This window comes from Dankookia rubra, from assembly GCF_004355005.1.
GTDB classification, from domain to species: domain Bacteria; phylum Pseudomonadota; class Alphaproteobacteria; order Acetobacterales; family Acetobacteraceae; genus Paracraurococcus; species Paracraurococcus ruber_A.
In genome coordinates, this window is the sequence record NZ_SMSJ01000008.1 from 31464 (window position 1) to 51980 (window position 20517).

General features: G+C 72.0%; 21 protein-coding genes. 9 read left to right on the top strand and 12 right to left on the bottom strand.

The window, feature by feature from the left end:
* Positions 1-40: 40 nt before the first annotated feature.
* Genes E2C06_RS09090 through E2C06_RS09105 form a run of 4 tightly spaced genes read right to left on the bottom strand, consistent with a single transcriptional unit; the run spans position 41 to position 4003 of the window.
* Positions 41-1033: a Bug family tripartite tricarboxylate transporter substrate binding protein gene (locus tag E2C06_RS09090; RefSeq protein WP_133288289.1), complete on the bottom strand. Its 993-nt coding sequence runs from the start codon at positions 1031-1033 to the stop codon at positions 41-43.
* 4 nt (positions 1034-1037) lie between these two features.
* Positions 1038-2027 carry a Bug family tripartite tricarboxylate transporter substrate binding protein gene (locus E2C06_RS09095; protein WP_133288290.1) on the bottom strand — a complete coding sequence of 330 codons (990 nt, stop codon included), beginning with the start codon at positions 2025-2027 and terminating at the stop codon, positions 1038-1040.
* Positions 2024-3025, bottom strand: coding sequence for a Bug family tripartite tricarboxylate transporter substrate binding protein (locus E2C06_RS09100; protein WP_165982292.1), 1002 nt, complete (start codon positions 3023-3025; stop codon positions 2024-2026). Before E2C06_RS09100 ends, E2C06_RS09095 begins: the two co-directional genes overlap by 4 nt.
* Before the next feature lie 51 nt (positions 3026-3076).
* Positions 3077-4003 (bottom strand): Bug family tripartite tricarboxylate transporter substrate binding protein, encoded by a 927-nt coding sequence (locus tag E2C06_RS09105; RefSeq protein ID WP_241671190.1) that lies wholly within the window; start codon positions 4001-4003, stop codon positions 3077-3079.
* A gap of 282 nt (positions 4004-4285) precedes the next feature.
* On the opposite strand from E2C06_RS09105, the gene E2C06_RS09110 reads away from it, so the two are divergent.
* The 6 genes from E2C06_RS09110 to E2C06_RS09135 all read left to right on the top strand — a co-directional run bounded on the left by E2C06_RS09110 (position 4286) and on the right by E2C06_RS09135 (position 10566).
* A complete protein-coding gene (locus E2C06_RS09110; protein WP_133288293.1) occupies positions 4286-6070 on the top strand; it encodes a glucan ABC transporter ATP-binding protein/ permease in 1785 nt (594 codons plus the stop codon).
* Positions 6071-6258: 188 nt separating this feature from the next.
* Positions 6259-6693, top strand: coding sequence for a CBS domain-containing protein (locus E2C06_RS09115; RefSeq protein WP_133288294.1), 435 nt, complete (start codon positions 6259-6261; stop codon positions 6691-6693).
* Between the two features lie 127 nt (positions 6694-6820).
* Positions 6821-7087, top strand: a complete 267-nt coding sequence (locus E2C06_RS09120) for a hypothetical protein (RefSeq protein WP_133288295.1) — start codon at positions 6821-6823, stop codon at positions 7085-7087.
* A 92-nt stretch (positions 7088-7179) separates the two neighbouring features.
* Positions 7180-8163: a TRAP transporter substrate-binding protein gene (locus E2C06_RS09125; protein WP_133288296.1), complete on the top strand. Its 984-nt coding sequence runs from the start codon at positions 7180-7182 to the stop codon at positions 8161-8163.
* Between the two features lie 444 nt (positions 8164-8607).
* Positions 8608-9141 (top strand): TRAP transporter small permease, encoded by a 534-nt coding sequence (locus E2C06_RS09130; RefSeq protein ID WP_133288297.1) that lies wholly within the window; start codon positions 8608-8610, stop codon positions 9139-9141.
* 3 nt (positions 9142-9144) lie between these two features.
* Positions 9145-10566: a TRAP transporter large permease gene (locus tag E2C06_RS09135; RefSeq protein WP_133288298.1), complete on the top strand. Its 1422-nt coding sequence runs from the start codon at positions 9145-9147 to the stop codon at positions 10564-10566.
* Positions 10567-10601: 35 nt separating this feature from the next.
* On the opposite strand, the gene E2C06_RS38475 is transcribed toward E2C06_RS09135, so the two are convergent.
* Positions 10602-11216 carry a hypothetical protein gene (locus E2C06_RS38475; protein WP_193560439.1) on the bottom strand — a complete coding sequence of 205 codons (615 nt, stop codon included), beginning with the start codon at positions 11214-11216 and terminating at the stop codon, positions 10602-10604.
* A 191-nt stretch (positions 11217-11407) separates the two neighbouring features.
* On the opposite strand from E2C06_RS38475, the gene mscL reads away from it, so the two are divergent.
* Positions 11408-11896 (top strand): large-conductance mechanosensitive channel protein MscL, encoded by a 489-nt coding sequence (gene mscL / locus E2C06_RS09145; RefSeq protein WP_133288299.1) that lies wholly within the window; start codon positions 11408-11410, stop codon positions 11894-11896.
* 130 nt (positions 11897-12026) lie between these two features.
* On the opposite strand, the gene E2C06_RS09150 is transcribed toward mscL, so the two are convergent.
* Positions 12027-12701, bottom strand: a complete 675-nt coding sequence (locus tag E2C06_RS09150; protein ID WP_133288300.1) for a CBS domain-containing protein — start codon at positions 12699-12701, stop codon at positions 12027-12029.
* Positions 12702-12787: 86 nt separating this feature from the next.
* Positions 12788-14434: a Na+/H+ antiporter gene (locus E2C06_RS09155; protein ID WP_133288301.1), complete on the bottom strand. Its 1647-nt coding sequence runs from the start codon at positions 14432-14434 to the stop codon at positions 12788-12790.
* Positions 14435-14543: 109 nt separating this feature from the next.
* Between E2C06_RS09155 and E2C06_RS09160 the strand changes: the two genes are divergently transcribed.
* Entirely contained in the window at positions 14544-15482 is a 939-nt protein-coding gene (locus E2C06_RS09160; protein ID WP_165982293.1) for a S1C family serine protease, read from the top strand.
* A 90-nt stretch (positions 15483-15572) separates the two neighbouring features.
* The gene (locus E2C06_RS09165) at positions 15573-16796 is read left to right on the top strand and encodes an MFS transporter (RefSeq protein ID WP_133288303.1); all 1224 of its coding nucleotides are present in this window, start codon (positions 15573-15575) and stop codon (positions 16794-16796) included.
* Positions 16797-16803: 7 nt separating this feature from the next.
* On the opposite strand, the gene E2C06_RS37480 is transcribed toward E2C06_RS09165, so the two are convergent.
* The 5 genes from E2C06_RS37480 to E2C06_RS09185 form a co-directional block, all read right to left on the bottom strand.
* Positions 16804-16965 carry a hypothetical protein gene (locus tag E2C06_RS37480; RefSeq protein WP_165982294.1) on the bottom strand — a complete coding sequence of 54 codons (162 nt, stop codon included), beginning with the start codon at positions 16963-16965 and terminating at the stop codon, positions 16804-16806.
* Positions 16966-17042: 77 nt separating this feature from the next.
* Positions 17043-17369: an antibiotic biosynthesis monooxygenase family protein gene (locus tag E2C06_RS09170; protein ID WP_133288304.1), complete on the bottom strand. Its 327-nt coding sequence runs from the start codon at positions 17367-17369 to the stop codon at positions 17043-17045.
* 74 nt (positions 17370-17443) lie between these two features.
* Complete coding sequence (locus E2C06_RS09175; protein ID WP_133288305.1) at positions 17444-18202, bottom strand: SDR family NAD(P)-dependent oxidoreductase; 759 nt, start codon at positions 18200-18202, stop codon at positions 17444-17446.
* A gap of 129 nt (positions 18203-18331) precedes the next feature.
* The gene (locus tag E2C06_RS09180) at positions 18332-19831 is read right to left on the bottom strand and encodes a tripartite tricarboxylate transporter permease (protein ID WP_133288306.1); all 1500 of its coding nucleotides are present in this window, start codon (positions 19829-19831) and stop codon (positions 18332-18334) included.
* A 30-nt stretch (positions 19832-19861) separates the two neighbouring features.
* On the bottom strand, positions 19862-20464 hold the full coding sequence (locus tag E2C06_RS09185) for a tripartite tricarboxylate transporter TctB family protein (protein ID WP_133288307.1): 603 nt from the start codon (positions 20462-20464) through the stop codon (positions 19862-19864).
* Positions 20465-20517 lie beyond the last annotated feature (53 nt).

Consider the following 20517-nt stretch of genomic DNA (forward strand, 5'->3'; position numbering starts at 1 on the left):
GCGGGTTACGCCCCGCCCGCCATCGCCGCAAGCCGGGGGCTCAGTCCACCGTCGCCCCCGAAACCCGCACGACCTCGGCCCATTTGGCGATCTCGGCCCGGACGAAGGCCGCGAAAGCCTCCGGGCTGGTGCCGCCGTCCGGCGTCAGGTTGGGCGGATCGGCGCCGAGCTCGGCCAGCCGGGCGCGATAGGCCGGATCCTTCGTCCCCGCATCGATCGCCTCGCCCAGCCGGGCGACGACCGGCGGCGGCAGCCGGGCCGGGCCCTGGACACCGAACCAGGAAGTCGCCTCGAAGCCCGGCACCGCGCCTTCCGCCACCGTCGGCACCTCCGGCAGGGCCGGGGATCGTTCGGCGCCGGTGACCGCCAGCGCCCGCAGCCTTCCGTCGCGGATATGGCCGATGCAGGAGGGGATGTTGTCGCAGCCCGCTTCCAGCCTGCCGGCGACGGCTTCCACCAGCATCGGCCCGGCGCCGCGGAAGGGCACGTGCGAGACGGCGATGCCGGTGCGAAACCGGAACAGCTCCATGGTCATGTGCGGGCTGCCGCCGCTGCCGGCCGAGCCGTAGTTCAGCATCCCCGGCTTCGCCTTCGCCAGGGCGATGAACTCGAGCAGCGTCCTCGCCGGGACCGAGGGATGGACGAAGAGCACGTTCGGCACCCGCATCAGCAGGCCGAGCTCGACGAAATCCTCCGGCTTCACCGGCATGCGCGGGCCGAACAGCGTGTAGTTGATGCTGCCGGTGCCGACATTGGTGGCGTGCAGGGTGTAGCCGTCCGGCTCGGCCCGGGCGACCTGGTCGGCGGCGATGTTGCCGGTGGCGCCAGGGCGGTTCTCGACCGCGACGGGCTGGCCGAGGCGCGGCGCCAGCCGCTCGGCGATCAGCCTGGCGGCGATGTCGGTGGTGCCGGCGGGCGGGAAGCCGGCGACCAGGCGGATCGGCCGGCTGGGCCAGGGCGCCGGTGATTGCGCCTGGGCGCGGGCCAGGCCGGGCAGCAGGGCGGGCGCGGCGAGCAGGTGGCGGCGGCGCATCCGGCTACTCCACCTTGGCGCCGCTGCGGCGGACGACATCCGCCCAGCGGCCGCGCTCGGCCGCGAGGAAGGCCTCGAAGGCCTCCGGCGTGCTGCCGCCGTCGGGGGTGAGCCCGGGCAGGTCGGCGCCCAGTTCCGCCATGCGGTCGCGGAAGGCCGGGTCGCGGGCGACCGCATCGACCTCCCGCCCCAGCCGGGCAAGGACCGGCTTCGGGATCGCCGCCGGGGCGAGCAGGCCGAACCAGGCCGTCGCCTCGAAGCCGGGGATGCCGGCTTCCCGCATGGTCGGGACGTCGGGCAGCACGGCGCTGCGTTTCGCGCCGGTGGTCGCCAGGGCCCGCAGCTGCCCGTCGCGGCAGAAGGCGAGCGAGGAGGGGATGTTGTCCATCCCGACATCGACGCGCCCGGCCATCAGCTCGGTCAGCATCGGCGCGCTGCCGCGATAGGGCACATGGGTCAGCGGCGCCTTCGTCTCCAGCCCGAACAGCTCCATGCAGACATGCGGGGAGGAGCCGATGCCGGCGGTGCCGTAGTTGATCCCGCCTGGCCGCGCCTTCGCCAGCGCCACCAGCTCCGCCACCGTCCGCGCGGCCGAGCCGGGCGGCACCATCAGCACGTTGGGCACCCGGGTCAGCAGCCCGACCGCGGCGAGGTCGGCGGGACGGTAGGGCATCCGATCGCCATAGACGGCGAAGTTGATGGCGCCGGTGCCGATGGTGGTCAGCAGCAGGGTGTAGCCGTCGGGCTCGGCGCGGGCGACGAATTCGGCCCCGACATTGCCGCCGGCGCCGGGCCGGTTCTCCACCACCACCGGCTGGCCGAGCCGGGCGCCGAGGCGCTCGGCCGCCAGCCGGCCGGTCAGGTCGGTGGTGCCGGCCGGGGTGAAGGGGATGACGAGGCGGACCGGCCGGGCCGGCCAGGCCTCCTGCGCCCGCGCCAGGCCCGGTGCCGCGAGCAGCGGCGCGCCGAGCAGGGCACGGCGATGCAGCCTCATTCCGCGGTCGCCCCGGACTGCTTCACCACCTTCGCCCACTTGGCGATCTCGCTGCGGACGAAGGCGTGGAAGGCGGCCGGGGTGGTGCCGCCGTCGGGCGTCAGGCCGGGCGGCAGGCCGCCCAGGTCGGCGACCCTGGCACGGGTCTCCGGCTCCCGCATGACAGCGTCGATCTCGGCGCCGAGCCGGTCGATGATGGGCTGCGGCGTCTTCAGCGGCGCCTGGACGCCGAACCAGGCGGTGGCCTGGACGCCGGGATAGCCGGCCTCGGCGGTGGTCGGCACCTCCGGCAGGGCGGCGCTGCGGGTGGTGGAGGTGATCGCCAGGGGCCGCAGGCGGCCGTCGCGGATATGGCCGATGACGGAGGGCAGGTTGTCCACCGCCACCTCGATCCGGCCGGCGATCACCTCCTGCAGCATCGGCCCGGCGCCGCGGAAGGGCACGTGCAGCAGGTCGATGCCGGCCTCGGTCTTCAGCAGCTCGCCGGTCATGTGCAGCGAGGTGCCGATGCCGGAGCTGCCGTAGTTCAGCTTGCCCGGATTCTTCTTCGCATAGGCCACCAGCTCCTGCAGCGTCTTCACCGGCAGGTCGTTGGTGACGAAGATGAGGTTGGGCACCTGGGTCATCAGCCCGACATCGATCAGGTCGTCCGGCTTGTAGGGCATCTTGGCGCCATAGAGGCTGTAGTTGATGGCGCCGGAGGAGATGGTGCACATCAGGAAGGTGTAGCCGTCCGGGTCCACCTTCACGACGTAGTCGGACCCGACATTGCCGCCGGCGCCGGGGCGGTTCTCGATGATCATCGTCTGGCCGAGCCGCTCGCTCAGCCGCTGGGCCAGGATGCGGGCGACGATGTCGGTGGTCCCGGCCGGGGTGAAGGGGACGATCAGCCGGATGGTGCGCGTCGGCCAGGCCGCGGTCTGGGCGGCGGCGGGGCCAAGGGCGGCAGGTGTGAGCAGGCCGGCGGTGGCGGCAAGCATGGCGCGGCGGGTCAGCATGGTCTGGTGTTTCTCCCGGGCAGTGTCAGGCATATTGGCAGACGAGGCGGTTCAATCCACCTTCGCGCCGGAGCGGCGGATCACCGCCGCCCATTTCTCGCTTTCGGCCACTGCATAGGCGCTGAACTCGGCAACGCTGCCGCCGCGCATCCGGGCGCCGAGCTGCTCCACCCGCTCGCGCGCCTGCGGCTCGGCGCAAACGGCGTTCACCTCCGTGTTCAATCTCTCGATGATCGCCCCCGGCGTGCCGCGCGGCACCTGCAGGCCGAACCAGGCCGTGGCGGCATAGTTGGCCAGGGCGGGGATGCCGCTCTCGGCCACGGTCGGCACGTCGGGCAGGGCGGGGGAGCGGTCCGGGCTGGTCACCGCCAGCGCCCGCAGCTGCCCGCCGCGCAGCAGGGTGATGACCGATGGCAGGTTGTTGACCCCGATGTCGATCCGCCCGCCCATCAGCTGGTTGGCGGTATCGGCGCCGCCGCGGAAGGGGACGTGCAGGATGTCGACCCCGGCATCGGCCTTCAGCATCTCCCCCGACAGGTGCAGGCTGCTGCCGCTGCCCGAGGAGGAATAGGCCAGCGCCCCGGGCCTCGCCCGCGCCTCCGCCAGCATGTCGGCCAGCGACTTCCAGGGGCTGTCGCCGCGCACCACGATCACGTTCGGCAGGTCGGCGAACAGGGCGACAGGCAACAGGTCCTCCGGCCGATAGCTCAGCTTCGCGTGCAGGCTGGGGTTGATCGAGACGGTGCCGATCGAGGCGAAGAACAGCGTAAAGCCGTCCGGCTCCGCGCGGGAGGCGAGCTCGGCGGCGATGACTCCGGCGGCGCCGCCGCGATTCTCGACCACCACCGACTGGCCGAGCCGGGCGCCCAGCCGTTCGGCCAGCACGCGGGCCAGCAGGTCGGTCGCGCCGCCGGGCGGGAAGGGGACGATCAGCCGCAGCGGACGGTTGGGCCAGGACTGGGCCTGTGCCCGGGCCACGCCGGGCCCTGGCAGGGCGCCGGCCAAGGCCGCGTGCAGGACTCTGCGACGGCTACACGTTCTCGCCACTGGCGACAATCCCGGCATGCCGGCCTTCCCCCCGCAACCGCGCGGAACTCCTGTCCCCGTCGGCCGATCACCTGCAGTTCCTGCCGCAACGACCCCCTGCATGGCAAGACTTGCCCAAGGGAGCCTGCGGCCTGTACGCAGCGCGCGACGTGCCCCCGATGCGCCGTGCCTGGTTTGCATGACACTCTTCGGGGGGAACAGGGGCGCCGCCTGATGCAACTATTCAGACTGTATGGACGGGTCCTCGGTCTGCTGCGGCGGGACCGCTGGGTGGCGGTGGGCATGACCGTGGCGAACATCGCCATGGCGGGGCTGCTCTTCCTCGAGCCCGTGCTGTTCGGCCGGGTGGTCGATGTGCTGACCCGCGCCGTCTACATGACGCACGAGGCGGTCTGGAACGAGGCGCTGACGCTGCTGGCGCTCTGGGCCGCGGTCGGGCTTTCCGGCATCGGCGCCAACGTCGCTGTCTCGCTGCTCGCGGACCGCATGGCGCACCGCAACCGGCTGCTGGCCATGGGGCGGTTCTTCCAGCACGTGCTGTCCCTGCCGCTGTCCTTCCACGGCGACGTGCAGTCCGGCCGGCTGATGAAGGTCATGCTGTCGGGGTCCGACAACCTGTTCAGCATGTGGCTCAGCTTCTTCCGCGACCACATGTCGACCTTCATCGCCGCGCTGGTCCTGATGCCGCTGACCCTGGCGATGAACTGGCGGCTCGGCCTGCTGCTGGTCGTGCTGGTCGCGGTCTTCTCCGTGCTGACCGCGATCATCATCCAGAAGACCGAGACGGCGCAGGGCCAGGTGGAACGTTTCCAGACCCAGCTCGCCGGCAATGCGCAGGACGCGCTGTCGAACGTGGTGGTGGTTCAGGCCTTCACCCGGCTGAACAGCGAAGCCCGGATGTTCGGCGACATCGTCCGCCAGGTGCTGGACCACCAGTTCCCGGTGCTGAACTGGTGGGCGCTGGTCTCGGTGCTGACCCGCGCCGCCAGCACCATCACCACCATCTCGATCTTCATGCTCGGCACCTACCTGCACCTGGAGGGCAAGGCCTCGGTCGGCGAGATCGTCAGCTTCATGGGCTTCGCCAACCTGGTCATCAGCAAGCTGGAGGCGGCCGTCGCCTTCGTCTCCCGCCTGGTCTTCCAGGCCCCCGCCATCGCCCAGTTCTTCGAGGTGATGGATGCCGAGACCAGCGTGCCGGAGAAGCCGGGCGCGGTGCCGCTCGACCGCGTCCAGGGCGAGGTCGCCTTCGAGGATGTTTCCTTCGCCTATCCCGGCGGGCCGCGCATCCTGTCCGACGTCAGCTTCCGCGCGGCACCCGGCCGGACCCTGGCGCTGGTCGGCCAGACCGGCGCCGGCAAGTCCACCGCCATGGCGCTGCTGCAGCGGCTATGGGACCCGATCGGCGGGCGCGTGACGATCGACGGCCACGACCTGCGCGACATCACCGTCGACAGCCTGCGGCAGAACATCGGCGTCGTCTTCCAGGAAAGCATGCTGTTCAACCGCACCATCCGGGACAACCTGCTGGTCGGCCGCCCCGGCGCGAAGCAGGAGGAGATCGAGCGGGCCTGCCGGATGGCCGAGGCGCACGACTTCATCACCCGCCAGCCGCGCGGCTACGACACCATGGTGGGGGAGCGCGGCGCCAGCCTGTCAGGCGGCCAGCGGCAGCGGCTGGCGATCGCCCGCGCCCTGCTGAAGGACCCGCCGATCCTCATCCTCGACGAGGCGACGAGTGCCCTCGACGCGGCGACCGAGGCGCGGGTGCAGAAGGCGCTGAAGGCGCTGATGGCCGGGCGCACCACCTTCATCATCGCCCATCGGCTCTCGACCGTGCGCGATGCCGACGAGATCATGGTCTTCGAGGCCGGCCAGATCGCCGAGCGCGGCAGCTTCGACGAGCTGGTCCGCCTGGGCGGCCGCTTCGCCGAGCTGGTGCGGACCCAGCTGACCACCGCCGAGCCGGTGGCGCAGGCGGTGAAGGCGGCGGAATAGCGCAGTCCGTCGGCGGGCGGCTGCCCGGAGGCGTGACCCGGCCGGCCCTGCCGCGACCCCGGGCGGGGCGCGACCATTGCGGACGCAGTTGCGGGACGTGTTTTTCTTGCAACCGCGCAGCCACGTGGCGCAGCCTTCGTTAGGTCACGCGGGGGCGGCAGCCCCCTGTGACCCGGGGAGCATGGCGCATGATCATTGGCTCGATCCTGAAGGGGAAGGGGACCGAGGTCGTCTCGGTCCGGCCCGACGACACAGTCCTGGCCGTCGCCCGCACGCTCGGCGAGCACCGCATCGGCGCGGCGCTGGTGCGCGACGCGGCGGGCGCGATGCTCGGCATCATCTCGGAACGCGACATCGTCCGCGGCATGGCGGCGCATGGCCCCGGCACCACGGGCCTGAAGGCCGATCAGTTCATGACCCGCGACCTGGTGACGGTGACGCCGCAGACGCTGGTGATCCAGGCGCTCGGGCTGATGACCCAGAAGCGGGTGCGGCACCTGCCGGTGCTGGAGGGCGAGCGGCTGGCCGGCCTGGTCTCGATCGGCGACCTGGTGAAGGCGCGGATCGAGGAGGCGGAGCAGGAGGCCGAGGAGCTGAAGGCCTATGTCACCGCGGCCGGGTAGCGCGGCCGGGCGCCGGGACGGGCCGAACCGCGCCGAGGGCGCCGGGCGGCCGCACTGTTGACCTGACGCAAGGACGCGTCCCGGCCGGCATGGTCGTATGGCTTCGACCCCGATACGGAGCCATCCCATGAACCACCATCACCGCAAGACCCTGCATGCGCTGTTCGCCCACCCCGTCAGCAGCAACATCGACCCGAAGCATGTCTTCGCGGCGCTCGAGGAACTGGGCGCCAATGTCAGCCATGGCGGCCATGGCCAGGTGCTGGTGAAGCTGAACGGCCATACCCAGGGCTTCCACGACACCCAGCACAGCCTGTCGAAGGAGGACGTGGGCGCGCTGCGGAAATTCCTCAGCGGCGCCGGGATCGACCCGGCGCGCGACTGGCCGCTGTAGGGGCTGGCCGCCCCGGGCCTGCGGCACGGGGCTTGCCCGGTCGCGTCCGGCCGCGCATCTGTCGTGGCGGATAACGACCGGGGACCCCGACCATGACCATCACCCGCCGCGCCGCGCTCGCGGCGCCCGCGCTCCTGCTGGCCGCCGGCGCCCGCGCCCAGGGCGCGCAGATCAAGTGGCAGATGGCCACGCCCTACCCGGACGGGAACTTCCACACCCGCAACATCAAGGAATTCGCCGCCGACCTGGAACAGGCGACCGGCGGGCGGCTGTCGCTGACCGTCCACAGCAATGCCTCCCTGTTGCCGATGCCGCAGATCAAGCGCGGCGTGCAGACCGGCCAGGTCCAGCTGGGCGAGATCCTGCTCGCCGCCTATTCGAACGAAGACCCCTTCTTCGAGGCCGATTCGCTGCCCTTCCTGGCCGCGGACCTGGATGGCGCGCGCAAGCTGGCCGGCCTGCAGCGCCCCTTTATCGAGGCGCGCTTCGCGAAGCAGGGCGTCTCGCTGCTCTACACCGTCGGCTGGCCGGCGGCGGGCTTCTACACCCAGGTGCCGATCACCGGCCTCGACGTCTTCAAGGGCAGCCGCTTCCGCACCTTCAGCCCGATGACCAACCGCTTCGCCGCGCTGATCCAGGCCAGCCCGGTGCTGGTGCAGCAGGCCGAACTGGCCCAGGCCTTCGCCACCGGCATCGCGACCGCGATGGTGACCAGCGCGCAGACCGGCGTCGACACCTCCGCCTGGGACTACTGCAAGGTCTTCACCCCGGTGAATTTTTCGATGACCAAGAACGCAGTCCTGGTTTCCCGCCGCGCGATGGAGGGGTTGCCCGCGGATGTCCAGGCTGCCGTCGTGGCGGTCGCGAAGCGCGCCGAGGATCGCGGCTGGGGCTATGCGCGGGAGGCGCAGGACCAGACCCAGGCGCGGCTGGCGGAGAAGGGCATCACGATCGGCACCGTGCCGCCCGCGGTGATGGCGGAACTGAAGCAGATCGGCGCCACCATGGCCGAGGAATGGGTCGCCAAGGTCGGCGAGGACGGCCGCAAGCTGGTGGACGCGCTGCGGGCCGCATGAGCCTGCGATCGTCCCGGGTGCCTGCGCCCGGGGCGTGGATCGCCGGCTTCGCTTCCCGCCGCGATCGCCCCGGGTGCCTGCGCCCGGGGCGTGAATCGCCGGCTTCGCTTTCCGCCGCGATCGTCCCGGGTGCCTGCGCCCGGGCGTGGATCGCCGGCTTCGCTTCCCGCCGCGATCGCCCCGGGTGCCTGCGCCCGGGCGTGGGTCGCCAGTTCCGGCATCAGCCGCGATCGTCCAGGCCTTCGCGCGGGGCACGGATCGCCGGCCACGTCGCCCGATCCGGCGGCATCGCCTGCCCAATGCCGCGGCAGGCGACGCCGCATCCGCGCCGAAGCTTGGGGTGGGGGCCTTGCGCCCCCGGAAGGCTGCGGCGCATCGTCCGGCGAGCCAATCTCGCCAAGGGGATCCCCCGCATGCCACCGACCCGCCGGGGCGCCTGACCGAATGCGCCGCCTTCTCGATGCCCTCTACGCCCTCGGCGCCGGCCTGGCCGCGCTGTCCCTGCTGAGCATCTTCGTCATCATGATGGCGCAGGTGGTAATGCGGGAGCTCTCGCGGCAACTGCCCGCCGCCGACGACATCAGCGCCTATCTCTGCGTCGCCACCACCTTCTTCGCCTTGGCCGCCACCTTCAAGCGCGGCGAGCTGATCCGCGTCGGCATGGGGATCGAACGGCTCTCGCCCGGCGGCCGCCGCATCGCCGAGCTGCTGGTCCTGGCGCTCGCCGCCTGCGTCATGGCCTACGTCACGCGCTGGACCTTCGCCGACATGCTCTTCTCCTGGGAGATCGAGGAGGTGGCGCAGGGCACCGTCGCCATCCCCTTGTGGGTCCCGAAGCTGGCCATGCCGCTCGGCGCGGGGCTGCTGCTGGTCGCCATCCTCGACGAGTTCGTCACCGTGCTGCGCGGCGCGAAGCCCGGCTACGTGGTGGCGGCCGAGGAACGCGCCGCGGCCGGCGACTTCTCGGCGGAGGTCTGAGCCATGGACCTGCTCACCTTCGCCCTGCTGCTCCTCGTCCTGCTCTGCATGCTGCTCGGCGCGGGATTGTGGATCTCGATGTCGCTCGCCGCCGTCGGCTGGGTGGCGATGACCTTCGTGCATCCGAGCCCGGGGCTCTTCCTCGCCTCGGCCTTCTGGGAATCGACCGGGTCCTGGACGCTGGCGGCGCTGCCGATGTTCGTCTGGATGGGCGAGATCCTGTTCCGCACCAAGCTGTCCGAGGAATTGTTCAATGGCCTCGCCCCCTGGGTGCGGCGCATCCCGGGCGGGCTGCTGCACGTCAACATCCTGGCCTGCGGCATCTTCGGCAGCGTCTCGGGCTCCTCCGCCGCGACCTGCGCGACGGTCTCGAAGATCGCGCTGCCCGAGCTCAAGCGCCGCGGCTACGACGAGGACGTGGCGGTGGGCTCGCTCGCCACCTCCGGCACGCTCGGCATCCTGATCCCGCCCTCGATCATCATGGTGGTCTATGCGGTGGCGGCCGAGGTCTCGATCATCCGGGTCTTCATCGCCGGCTGCCTCCCCGGCCTGCTCGTGATGCTGCTGTTCAGCGGCTACATCGTGGTCTGGGCGCTGCTGAACCCGGACAAGCAGCCGCCGCGCGACGCCCGCATGTCCTTCGCCGCCAAGCTGCGGCAGAGCGCGCAGCTCATTCCCTGCACCATCCTCATTGTCGTGGTGATCGGCACCATGTTCGCCGGCTGGGCCACGGCGACCGAGGCGGCGGCCTTCGGCGTGCTGGGGTCGCTGCTCATGGCGCTCGGCCGCCGCATCGGCTTCGGCGTGCTGGCGCTCGGCGCGGCGCTCTGGGTTTCCGGCCTGATCCTGCCGCACCAGGCCGCGGCCTTCGGCTTCTTCGCCCTGCTCGGCATCGCCGCGGGGGAGCGCATCCTCACCTGGCAGAACTTCCTCGACAGCCTGAAGGGCGCGACGCGGCTGTCCTGCATGATCATGTTCATCCTGGCCGGCGCCGCCTTCCTGACCAAGGCGATGGCGCTGACCGGCATCCCGGCGGCGCTCGCCGAGGGCGTCGCCGCGCTGCATCTCGGCCCCTACGGGCTGATCGCGGTGCTGACGGTGGTCTATGTCATCCTCGGCACGGCGCTCGACGGCGTCTCGATGATCGTGCTGACCACCTCGATTGTCATCCCGCTGGTGCAGCAGGCCGGCTTCGACCTGGTCTGGTTCGGCATCTTCATCGTGCTGCTGGTCGAGATCGCCGAGATCACCCCGCCGGTCGGCTTCAATCTCTTCGTCATGCAGACCATGACGGGGAAGGAGCAGACCGAGGTCGCCAAGGCATCGCTGCCCTTCTTCCTGATGCTCGTGCTCACCGTCGTGCTCTGCACGGTCTTCCCGGTGACGCTGGTCACCGGCCTGCCGGACTGGCTGCTGTCGCGTTGAAGGCCGGGCGCGGGCGCCCGGCCGGGGAGCCGCCCTCAGCGCACCGGCGCGGAGGGCATCGAGGAGCCGGACGGCGTCGTGCTGCCGGACCCGGTGGTGGCCGGCCCGCCGCTGGTCGAGGGCGTGCCGATCCCGGCGGTCGAGCCGGTATTGCCGACACCGCTGGCGCCAGTCCCGGCCGCGCCGCCGCTGCCGCCCGCCGCGACCGGCGGGGCGTTCGCACCCGTCGCGGTCGTGCCCGTCGCCGCGCCGCCCGAGTTGCTGCCGCCGCTCACCATGCCGCCGCCCATATAGGCGCGGTCCCGCTCGTCGCGCGGCGTGGTGCGGCCCTGCGCCGTCTGGGTGCGGCCGCTGCGGCTGGCGCTGCGCTTGCCGCGGTTCTCGTCGAGCGGCGTGCGCACCTCGGGATTGCTCCAGACCGGCTTGCCGAGGTTGACGTCCTGCGGCGAGGTGGTGGCACCGGTGATGGCGCCGGCCCCGCCGCCGATCGCCGCGCCGGCGAGCGCGCCGACTGGCCCGCCGAAGGCGCCGATGCCGGCCCCCGTCGCCGCGCCCGCGGCGGCGCCGCCGGTCGTCCGGTCCGTGCTGTTGGTGCCGCAGGCCGCCAGCGTCACCGCCAGCACCGCAGCCCCGACCACTGTGCGAATCATCCCGCGCTCCTCATGCTGTTGGAGGGCCGGCGCCGCCAGGGTGGCGCCCGCGCCTGCCCGCACTGCCCGGAACGTGCCTGCCCCGGCTTGGTTGCCCGGTGGCCCATAGCGGCAGCGCGGCAAACGATGCTGGCAGCGGAACGGTGCGGCTGGCATCGTGTTGGGGCCGCACCCGATGGAGTTACCCCTGCATGCAGCCACCCATCCCCCTGCGCGAGCCGGCCTGGCTGCGCGAGTTCAAGGCCTTCATCATGCGCGGCAGCGTGGTGGACCTGGCGGTCGGACTGGTCATCGGCGCCGCCTTCACCACGATCGTCACCTCCTTCGTCGAGGACCTGATCAACCCGTTGATCGGCCTTGCCATCGGCGGCGTCGATTTCTCCAACATCTTCGTGGTGCTGAGCGGCGAACGCCGCGCCTCGCTCGCGGCGACGCGGGACGGCGGCGCGGCGGTGCTGGCCATCGGCAGCTTCCTCAACACGATCATCAAATTCCTGATCGTCTCCTTCGCCATCTTCTGGGTGGTGAAGGCGCTGTCGAAGCTGCGGCTGAACGAGATCGGCAAGGCCGCGCCGGTGGCGACGCCGACCGAGAAGCTGCTGGCCGAGATCCGCGACGAGCTGAAGGCGCAGAACGGCGAGGGCCGCGCCGGCGGCCAGGGCATGGCGCGCGGCGTCTGAGGCGGAGCGCGGCCGGGCGCGATCGACCGGCCGCCTGACGCTGCCATGAGGAGACCATGCCGCGGCGATGCCGCGTCCAGGTCTGAACGCAACCCGCTGCGGCCTGCAAGCCGTGCCGGGCGCCGCGGCCTCAGGCGCGCGCCCGCAGCGCCGCATCGGTGATGCGGTCCTCGACCCGCCTCACTCCCGGCACGCCGGCGGCGATCGCCTCCAGCCCCTTCCGCACCGCGGCGGAGTGGCAGAAGCCGTACAGCGTGACCACCGCATCCTCGACGTCGAAGAAGACATAGGGGGCATCCGCCCAGGGAAGGCGGGCGACCTCCGCCGCCACCGCGGCGCGGATCGTCTCGTCCGAGGCCTCGGGCGGCGGCACCAGCAGCGCCCGCAGCAGGTCGGCACGCGACAGGATGCCGACCAGCACCCCGTCCTGCACCACCGGCAGGCGGCGGACCTTGTGCGACTCGATCAGGCTGGCGGCGTGCTCGACGGTGACCTCCTCGGTCACCGTCACCACCGCGCGGGTCATGAGGTCCTCGGCCGTCGCGCCATGCACCGCGGCGTAGCGTGCCGCGGCCTGCTCCCGGTTGTAGAAGAGCGCGCGGAAGAAGCCCGGTTCCGGCGGGTCGCTGCTGGCCAGCCGGCGGATCAGGTCGGCCTCGGAAACGATGCCGAGCAGCATGCCCCAGCGATCTGTCACCGGCACCGCGGAGATGCCGCGCTCGGCCAGCAGCCGGGCGACCGCCATCGCCGGGGTATCCGCCGGCACCGAGACGACCTTGCGGGTCATGACGTCGCGGACCTTCATGGCACTGCCCTTCCTGCTGGGTGGCAGGCCAGGCCCGCCGGTCCGGGAAGACTATGCCCGGCGCGCGCCGCGCGCCTTGCGCCCGCTCAAGCCTGGGGAGACCGGCCCGCGCCGGGCCGCCGCCTGGCCCGGGCCGCCGCCTTCTCCGCCGCGCTGCGCTCGTCGCCCAGCACGACGCGGACCCGCAGCTCCTCGAGGTCCAGCTCCTGCTCCAGCTTCTGCAACCCCTCGCCGTTCAGGTACCCGGCCTCGGCATGCTCGATCAGCCGCTCGCGCGAGGCCTCGAGCGCCGCCAGCCGCAGCCGCCGCCGGGCCGAGCGCTCGGCCGCCGCGGCGCCGCGGTTGGCCGCGATGCGGTTCAGGTGGCCGGCGCGGTCCTGGTATTCCGGCAGGATGTCGCGGGCGATGGCGCCCTCCAGCGGGTCGTCCAGCCAGCGCTCGATCTCCTCGAGGGCCGCGCCGGCGATGATGCGGCGGCCCTCGGCCTCCTCCGGGTCGATCCCGCCGTCATGCGGCGGCAGCTCGACGCCGAGCCGCCGGATCAGCCATTCCAGCGTGGTGCCCTGCAGCACCAGCGTCGCCAGGATGGCGCAGAAGGCGAGGAAGACCAGCAGGTCGCGCTCCGGCACCTCGAAGGGCAGGGCGAGCGCCGCGGCCAGGCTGACGACGCCGCGCATCCCGGCCCAGGAGATGATGGCGGAGTGCGCCCAGGGCGGCAGCGGGTCGCGCGCCCGGATCCGCGGCACCTGGCGCGGCAGCCAGGTCGCGGGGAAGACCCAAAGGAAGCGGGCAAGGATGACGGTGGCCGATACCGCCAGGCCGAGAACCAGCAGCTGCTCGGTGCCGCGGCCGGCGATCCGCGCCAGCACGTGGCTGAGCTGCAGGCCGATCAGGCTGAAGACCAGGCTGTTCAGGATGAACTCGACGAAACCCCAGACCGCCTGGGCGCCGAGCCGGCTGCGGGAGGAGAGCAGCGCGTGCTGCGCCCGGCCCATCAGCGACCCGGCCGTCACCACCGACAGCACGCCGGACACGCCGACCGCCTCCGCCGCGAGGTAGGCGGCATAGGCGGCGAGGAAGCTGGTGGTGACCTCCAGCACCGGGTCGTCCAGCCGGCGGAAGGCCTCGATGGTGAGCCTGCCGACCACCCAGCCGGTGGCGATGCCCCCGGCGGCGAGCGCCAGGAAGGAGACCGCGCCCTCGGCGGGCATCACGCTGGTGCTGGCCACCGCGGCGGCGACCGCCAGCTTGTAGAGCACGAGCGAGGAGGCATCGTTCACCAGGCTCTCGCCCTGCAGGACGGTGACGATGCGCTTCGGCAGCCGCAGGCGGGAAAGCACGGCCTCGGCGGCCACCGCATCCGGCGGCGCGACAATGGCGCCGAGCGCGATGGCGACCGACCAGGGGATCCCCGGCAGCAGCAGCCGGAGGACCCCGGCGACGCAGAAGGCGGTGAACAGCACGGCGCCGAGGGCGAGCGCCAGGATCGGCCGCAGGTTGCGCCGGAAGGCCCGCCAGTCCGTCCGCCAGGCGCTGGACTGCAGCAGCGGCGGCAGGAAGAAGGCGAGCGCCAGTTCCGGGTTGAGCTGGATCTCCGGCAGGTGGGGGATGAAGGCCAGCGCCATGCCGCCGAGCACCAGGATGACCGCATAGGGCAAAGCGAGGCGCCGCGCGAGCAGGGCGAAGCCGATGCAGGCGGCGACCAGGGCGAGGAGAGCTTCGACGAGATCCATGCGGCGTCCCTACCGCGGATCGGTCCGGCCCGCACATCACCTGGGCGAACCGCATGGCCCGAACGGCCGGTTTGTCCCGGCCGGGCCGGCTGCCCATCTCCGGCGCATCATGCTGGATATCCCCTACGCCCCGGACGACACGGTCCTGCTCGATGCCTATTCCCGCGCCGTGGTCGCGGCGGTGGAGCGCGTCGGGCCGGCGGTGGTGCATGTCGCGGCCCGCCAGGGCGCGGGCTCGGGCGTGGTGGTCTCGCCGGACGGGCTGATCCTGACCAACGCGCATGTGGTCGGCGACGCCGATGCCGTGCAGGTCACCGCCGCCGAGGGCCGCCCCTTCGCCGCGCGGCTGCTCGGCGCCGACCTCGACACCGACCTCGCCCTGCTGCGGGCCGAGAGCGCCGCAGCGCTGCCGGCCGCCGAGCTCGGCGACAGCGCGGCGCTGAAGGTCGGGCAGCTCGCGGTCGCCATCGGCAACCCGCTCGGCTTCTCCTCGACGGTGACGGCCGGCGTGGTCAGTGCGGTCGGCCGCAGCCTGCCCGGCCGCGGTGGCCGGCCGATCGAGGACCTGGTGCAAACGGACGCGGCGCTGAACCCGGGCAATTCCGGCGGTGCGCTGGTCGACGGCGCCGGCCGCGTCATCGGCATCAACACCGCCATCATCGCCGGCGCGCAGGGGCTCTGCTTCGCCGTCGCCGCCAATACCGCGCGGCTCGTGCTCGGCCAGCTGGTGCGTTTCGGGCGGGTGCGGCGCGCCGCGCTCGGCTTGACCGGGCAGCGGGAGGCGGTGCCGCGCCGCTTCGCCCGCCCGCTCGGCGTCAGCCAAGCGACCGGGCTGCTGGTCGCGGCCGTCCAGCCCGGCGGCCCGGCGGCGCGGGCCGGGATCGAGCGGGGCGACCTGATCCTGACCATCGCCGGCCTGCCGGTCACCGGCGTCGATGCCCTGCTGCGCTGGCTGACCGGGGAACGGGTGGGCGAGGCGGCCGAGGTGCTGCTGCTGCGCCGCGGCGACCCGCGCCGGCTCTCCGTGGTGCCCGCCGAGCGCGGCTGACGCGCCGGCCCTCCGTAATGTCCGCCGAGCGCGGCTGACGCGCCGCGCGGTTCGCCGGTAAGCTCGCCCTCTATTCCGGGGGAATCGCTGGTGTCGGAGACGTCCGGGGAGGCGCCGCAGGTCCTGCGGCACCGCCCCTTCGTGTTGTTCTGGACCTCCCGCGTCCTTTCCACCCTTTGCATGCAGATGCTGGCCGTGGCGGTGGGCTGGCAACTCTATGCGCTGACCGGGCGTGCGCTCGACCTCGGCCTGGTCGGGCTGGTGCAGTTCATCCCCGTCCTTGTCCTGACCCTGCCGGCCGGCTGGCTGGCGGACCGGGGCGACCGCCGGCTGGTGGTCGCCTGCTGCCAGGGCAGCGTCGCGGTGCTGGCGGCGCTGCTGGCGGTCGGCACGCTGCGGGGATGGCTGGGGCGGGAGGCGATGTTCCTGCTGATCGGCCTGATCGGCTGCGCCCGGGCGGTGGAGGCGCCGAACATGGCATCGCTGCTGCCCGGCCTGGTGCCGCGCGCGCTCTTCCCCCGCGCCGCGGCCTGGTCGGCGAGTGCCACCCAGACCGCGCAGATCCTCGGCCCGGCGCTCGGCGGGCTGCTCTATGCGCTCGGGCCGCAGGCGGCCTACGGCACGGCGGCGATGCTGCTGCTGGTCGGCGGTGCGGCGGCCTTCGCCATCCGCCCGCCGCGCCGCGCGCCGGGCGCCGAGCGTCCGGGCTTCGCCGGGTTGCTGGAGGGTTTCGGCTTCGTGCTGCGGCACCGCCTGGTGCTCGGCGCCATCTCGCTCGACCTGTTTGCCGTGCTGCTGGGCGGGGCGGTGGCGCTGATGCCGATCTTCGCCCGCGACATCCTCGGCACCGGGCCGGCCGGGCTCGGGATGCTGCGGGCGGCGCCGGCCGTGGGCGCGCTGGCGACCTCGGTCTGGCTGGCCAACCGGCCGCTGCGGGCGCCGGTCGGGCCGCGGATGTTCGCCGCGCTCGGCGCCTTCGGCCTGGCCACGGTGGTCTTCGCGCTGTCGGGCAACCTCGCTTTGTCCTGCCTGGCCCTGGCAGTGGTGGGGGCGGCGGACGTGGTCAGCGTGGTGGTGCGGTCCTCGCTCGTGCAGCTGCGCACGCCGGACGAGATGCGCGGCCGGGTCTCGGCGGTGAACTCGCTTTTCGTCGGGGCCTCCAACCAGCTCGGCGATTTCCGTGCGGGGTCGGTCGCGGCGCTGCTCGGCGCGGTGCCGGCCGCCGTGCTGGGCGGCATCGGCACGCTGCTGGTCGCCGCGCTGTTCATGCGGCTGTTCCCGGAACTGCGGCGGCTGGAGCGGCTGGAGGGGTAGGGCGGCCTCAGCCCTTCCGCCGCCAGCCCAGCAGCACCATGGCCACCACCACCGCGGCGATCAGGGCGATGCCGACCATGCCCTCGATCACGTCGAAATTCGGCGCGTCGCGGGCGACGAAGACCGCGGTGATCGCACCGGCCGCCGCCAGCACCAGCCTTGCCCACATGGCCGCACTCCCTCCTGCCGGCCCCAGCCTGCCCGGGCGGGGCGCCGCACGCCTTGCCGCAGCGCAAGCCGCGCCGGCTATTCCGCCGCCTGCCTCGCCAGGGTCTGCACCGGCACGAAGCCCTCGAATTCCGGCGGGCCGAGATAGAGCGGCTTCGTCGTGCCGGCATTGCGATGCGCCATGCGGAAGGCTTCCGACTTCGTCCAGGCCTCGAAGGCCGCTTTCGAGGCCCAGGTGGTATGCGAGGCATAGAGCACATGCCCGTCCTTCGCCGGCCCCTTCAGCAGGTGGAACTCGACGAAGCCCGGCACCTCGTGCAGGTGGCTGTCGCGCGACTTCCACATGGTCTCGAACTCCGCCTCGGCGCCCGGCGCGACCTTGAAGCGGTTCATGGCAATGAACATCGGCACTCTCCCCTGTCTTCGGCGGGCCGGTTCAGACCCCCGCGCCGCCTGGCGCCGGGGTCATCGGCACGTTTTCAGTTGCTCGAACGGCGGGTGCCGCCGTCCACATGGATCACCTGGCCGGTGATGTAGCGCGCCAGCGGCGAGGCGAGCCACACCGCCAGCACGGCCAGATCCTCGGGCTGGCCGATATAGCCGGCCGGGACTTCCTTCTCCGCCCAGGCGCGGCGGCTCGCCTCGTCAGGCATGACGCGGGCGTCGATCTGCTCCGAGCGGATGCGCCCGGGCGGGATGGAGTTCACCGTGATGCCGTCGCGGCCAACTTCCCGCGACAGCGCCTTGGCCCAGATATGCGTGGCGCCGTTCGGCGCATTCGCGGGGTTGATGCTGAAGGGCTCGTCCGGGCCGGTGACGTTGACGATCCGGCCGAAGCGCCCGGCCCGCATCGCCGGCACCAGGGCATGGGTCAGCCGGCGGGCGGCGTGGAAGTTGAGTTCCATCGCCTCCTGCCAGACCGCCTCCGCGCCGAGTTCCCCGGGCGGCTGGCCGCGGCTGCCGCCGGCATTGTTGATCAGGATGTCGCAGCGGCCGAAATGGCCGAGCACCGCGTCGCGGATGCGCGGCGCGGATCCGGGGTCGGTCAGGTCCTCGGCGAGGACGAGGGTCCCGGCCCCGGCCGGCAGCTCGGCTGCCAGGGTTTCGAGCAAGGGCCGGCGGCGGGCGAGGATGGCGAGGCGGCAGCCCTCGGCGGCCAGCATCCGCGCGATGGTGCGGCCGATGCCGGCCGAGGCGCCGGTGACCAGCGCCACCTTGCCCGCGAGTTGCAGGTCCATCCGCACGCCCTCCGTCCCGTGGCGCAGCCTGCGTCCGGCTTCCGGAAAATGAAAGCCGGCGCATGCCCAAAAGAAAAGCCGCCCCGGTTCCCCGGGGCGGCTTCCCTGTCTTCGGGCGATCGGCGGCGGTCAGCCGGCGAGCGCCGCGTCCTTGCCCTTGCGCAGGTTCGGCAGCAGCATCGCCGCCAGCGCCACCGCGCCGATCGCCAGCATCGTCGCGCTGATCGGGCGCTGCACGAAGATCATCGGGTCGCCGCGCGACAGCAGCATGGCGCGCCGCAGGTGCTCCTCCATCATCGGGCCGAGCACGAAGCCGATCAGCAGCGGCGCCGGCTCCAGCCGCAGCTTGTTGAAGAGGTAGCCGATCACCGCGAACATCGCCGTCGAATAAACGTCGAAGACGTTGTTGTTCACGGAATAGGCACCGATGGCGCAGAAGACCAGGATGGCGGGATAGAGGAACTTGTAGGGCACCTGCAGCAGCTTCACCCACATGCCGATCATCGGCAGGTTGATGACCAGCAGCATCACATTGCCGATCCACATGGAGGCGATGAGACCCCAGAAGAGGTCCGGCTGCGCCTCCACCATGCGGGGCCCCGGCTGGATGCCCTGGATGATCAGCGCGCCGACCATCAGCGCCATCACCGCGTTGGAGGGAATGCCGAGCGTCAGCAGCGGGATGAAGCTGGTCTGCGCCGCGGCGTTGTTGGCCGCCTCCGGACCCGCCACGCCCTCGATCGCGCCGCTGCCGAACAGGTGCCGGCCCTTCGAGACCTTTCGCTCCAGCATGTAGGAGCCGAAGGAGGACAGCGCCGCGCCGCCGCCGGGCAGGATGCCGAGGACGGAGCCGAGCGCCGTGCCGCGGAGCACCGACGGGGTGGCGCGCTTCCATTCCTCCTTGGTCAGCCAGAGGCTGCCGACCTTGGTCTTCAGCACCGAGCGGGATTCCGGCCGCTCGAGGTTCAGGATGATCTCGGCGATGCCGAACATGCCCATGGCCAGCGCCACGAAGCTGATGCCGTCCGAGAGTTCCGGGATGCCGAAGGTGAAGCGCTGCTGTCCCGTCTGCACGTCGGTGCCGACCAGGCCGAGCGCGACGCCGAGCGCCACCATGGCGATCGCCTTCACCACAGAGCCCTGCGCCAGCACGGCCGAGATGATGAGGCCGAGCAGCATGAGCGAGAAATAGTCGGCCGGGCCGAAGGACAGCGCCACCTGGGTCAGCAGCGGGCCCGAGCCGGCGACGAAGATGGTGGCGACCGACCCCGCGAAGAACGAGCCCAGCGCCGAGGTCGCCAGCGCCGCGCCGGCACGGCCGTTGCGGGCCATCTTGTAGCCTTCGAGCGTGGTGACGACCGAGCTGATCTCACCCGGCAGGTTCAGCAGGATGGCGGTGGTCGAGCCGCCATACTGGGCGCCGTAGTAGATGCCGGCGAGCATGATGATCGCCGTCGTCGCCGGCTGGCCGAAGGTGATCGGCAGCAGCAGGGAGATGGTGGCGACCGGCCCGATGCCCGGCAGGACGCCGATCGCGGTGCCGATCAGCGCGCCGATCAGCGCGAAGAGGACGTTCTGGAAGCTCAGCGCGACGCCGAATCCGAACGCCAGGTTGCTTATGATATCCATTATCCGTCGGTCCCTCTGCTGGCGCTGGGATTAAAACTGCGGCCAGACGGCCACGCGGATGTCGAGCTGCTTGATGAAGACCCACCAGCACAGCGCGAGCAGGAAGATCGTGACGCCCACCACCCCGAGCGGCCGCTGCCGGTGCTCCGGCTCCGCCAGGCAGGCGATGAAGATGGTGGCCGTCAGGGCGAGCATCAGCCCGCCCTTCTCCAGCAGCAGGCAGAAGATGCAGAGGCTTGCGCAGATATAGCCGATCAGCCGCCAGCGTTTGGACCAGCAGATCACCAGGAAGCCGACCAGCATGCCGAGCCCGAGGCTGCCGTAGCTGGTCTCGAAGAAGGAGCTGATGTGCGGCGCCGCCAGGAAGGTGCCGTAGCCGGCGACGATGCCGAGCGCGAGCGATGCACTGTCGATGCCCGTCCATTTTTCCAGCGGGTCGGGGCCGCTGAAGAAGGCCGTGCCCAGGACGATGATGCCGAGACCCATCAGGACCCAGAAGACCAGCATGGGCATGTAGCCCGGCCCCATCCGCCGGGCGGAGCCGAGGGCATGATCCTGGTTGAGCCACAAGGCGACTGCGGCAAACAGGATGAGGATGACGCCGGAGGTGACGTCCTTCGCGTTCAGTTTCATGCAGCGACCTTTCTCGGCTCCCACCACCCCGGGACTTCGCCCCGAGGCTTGCT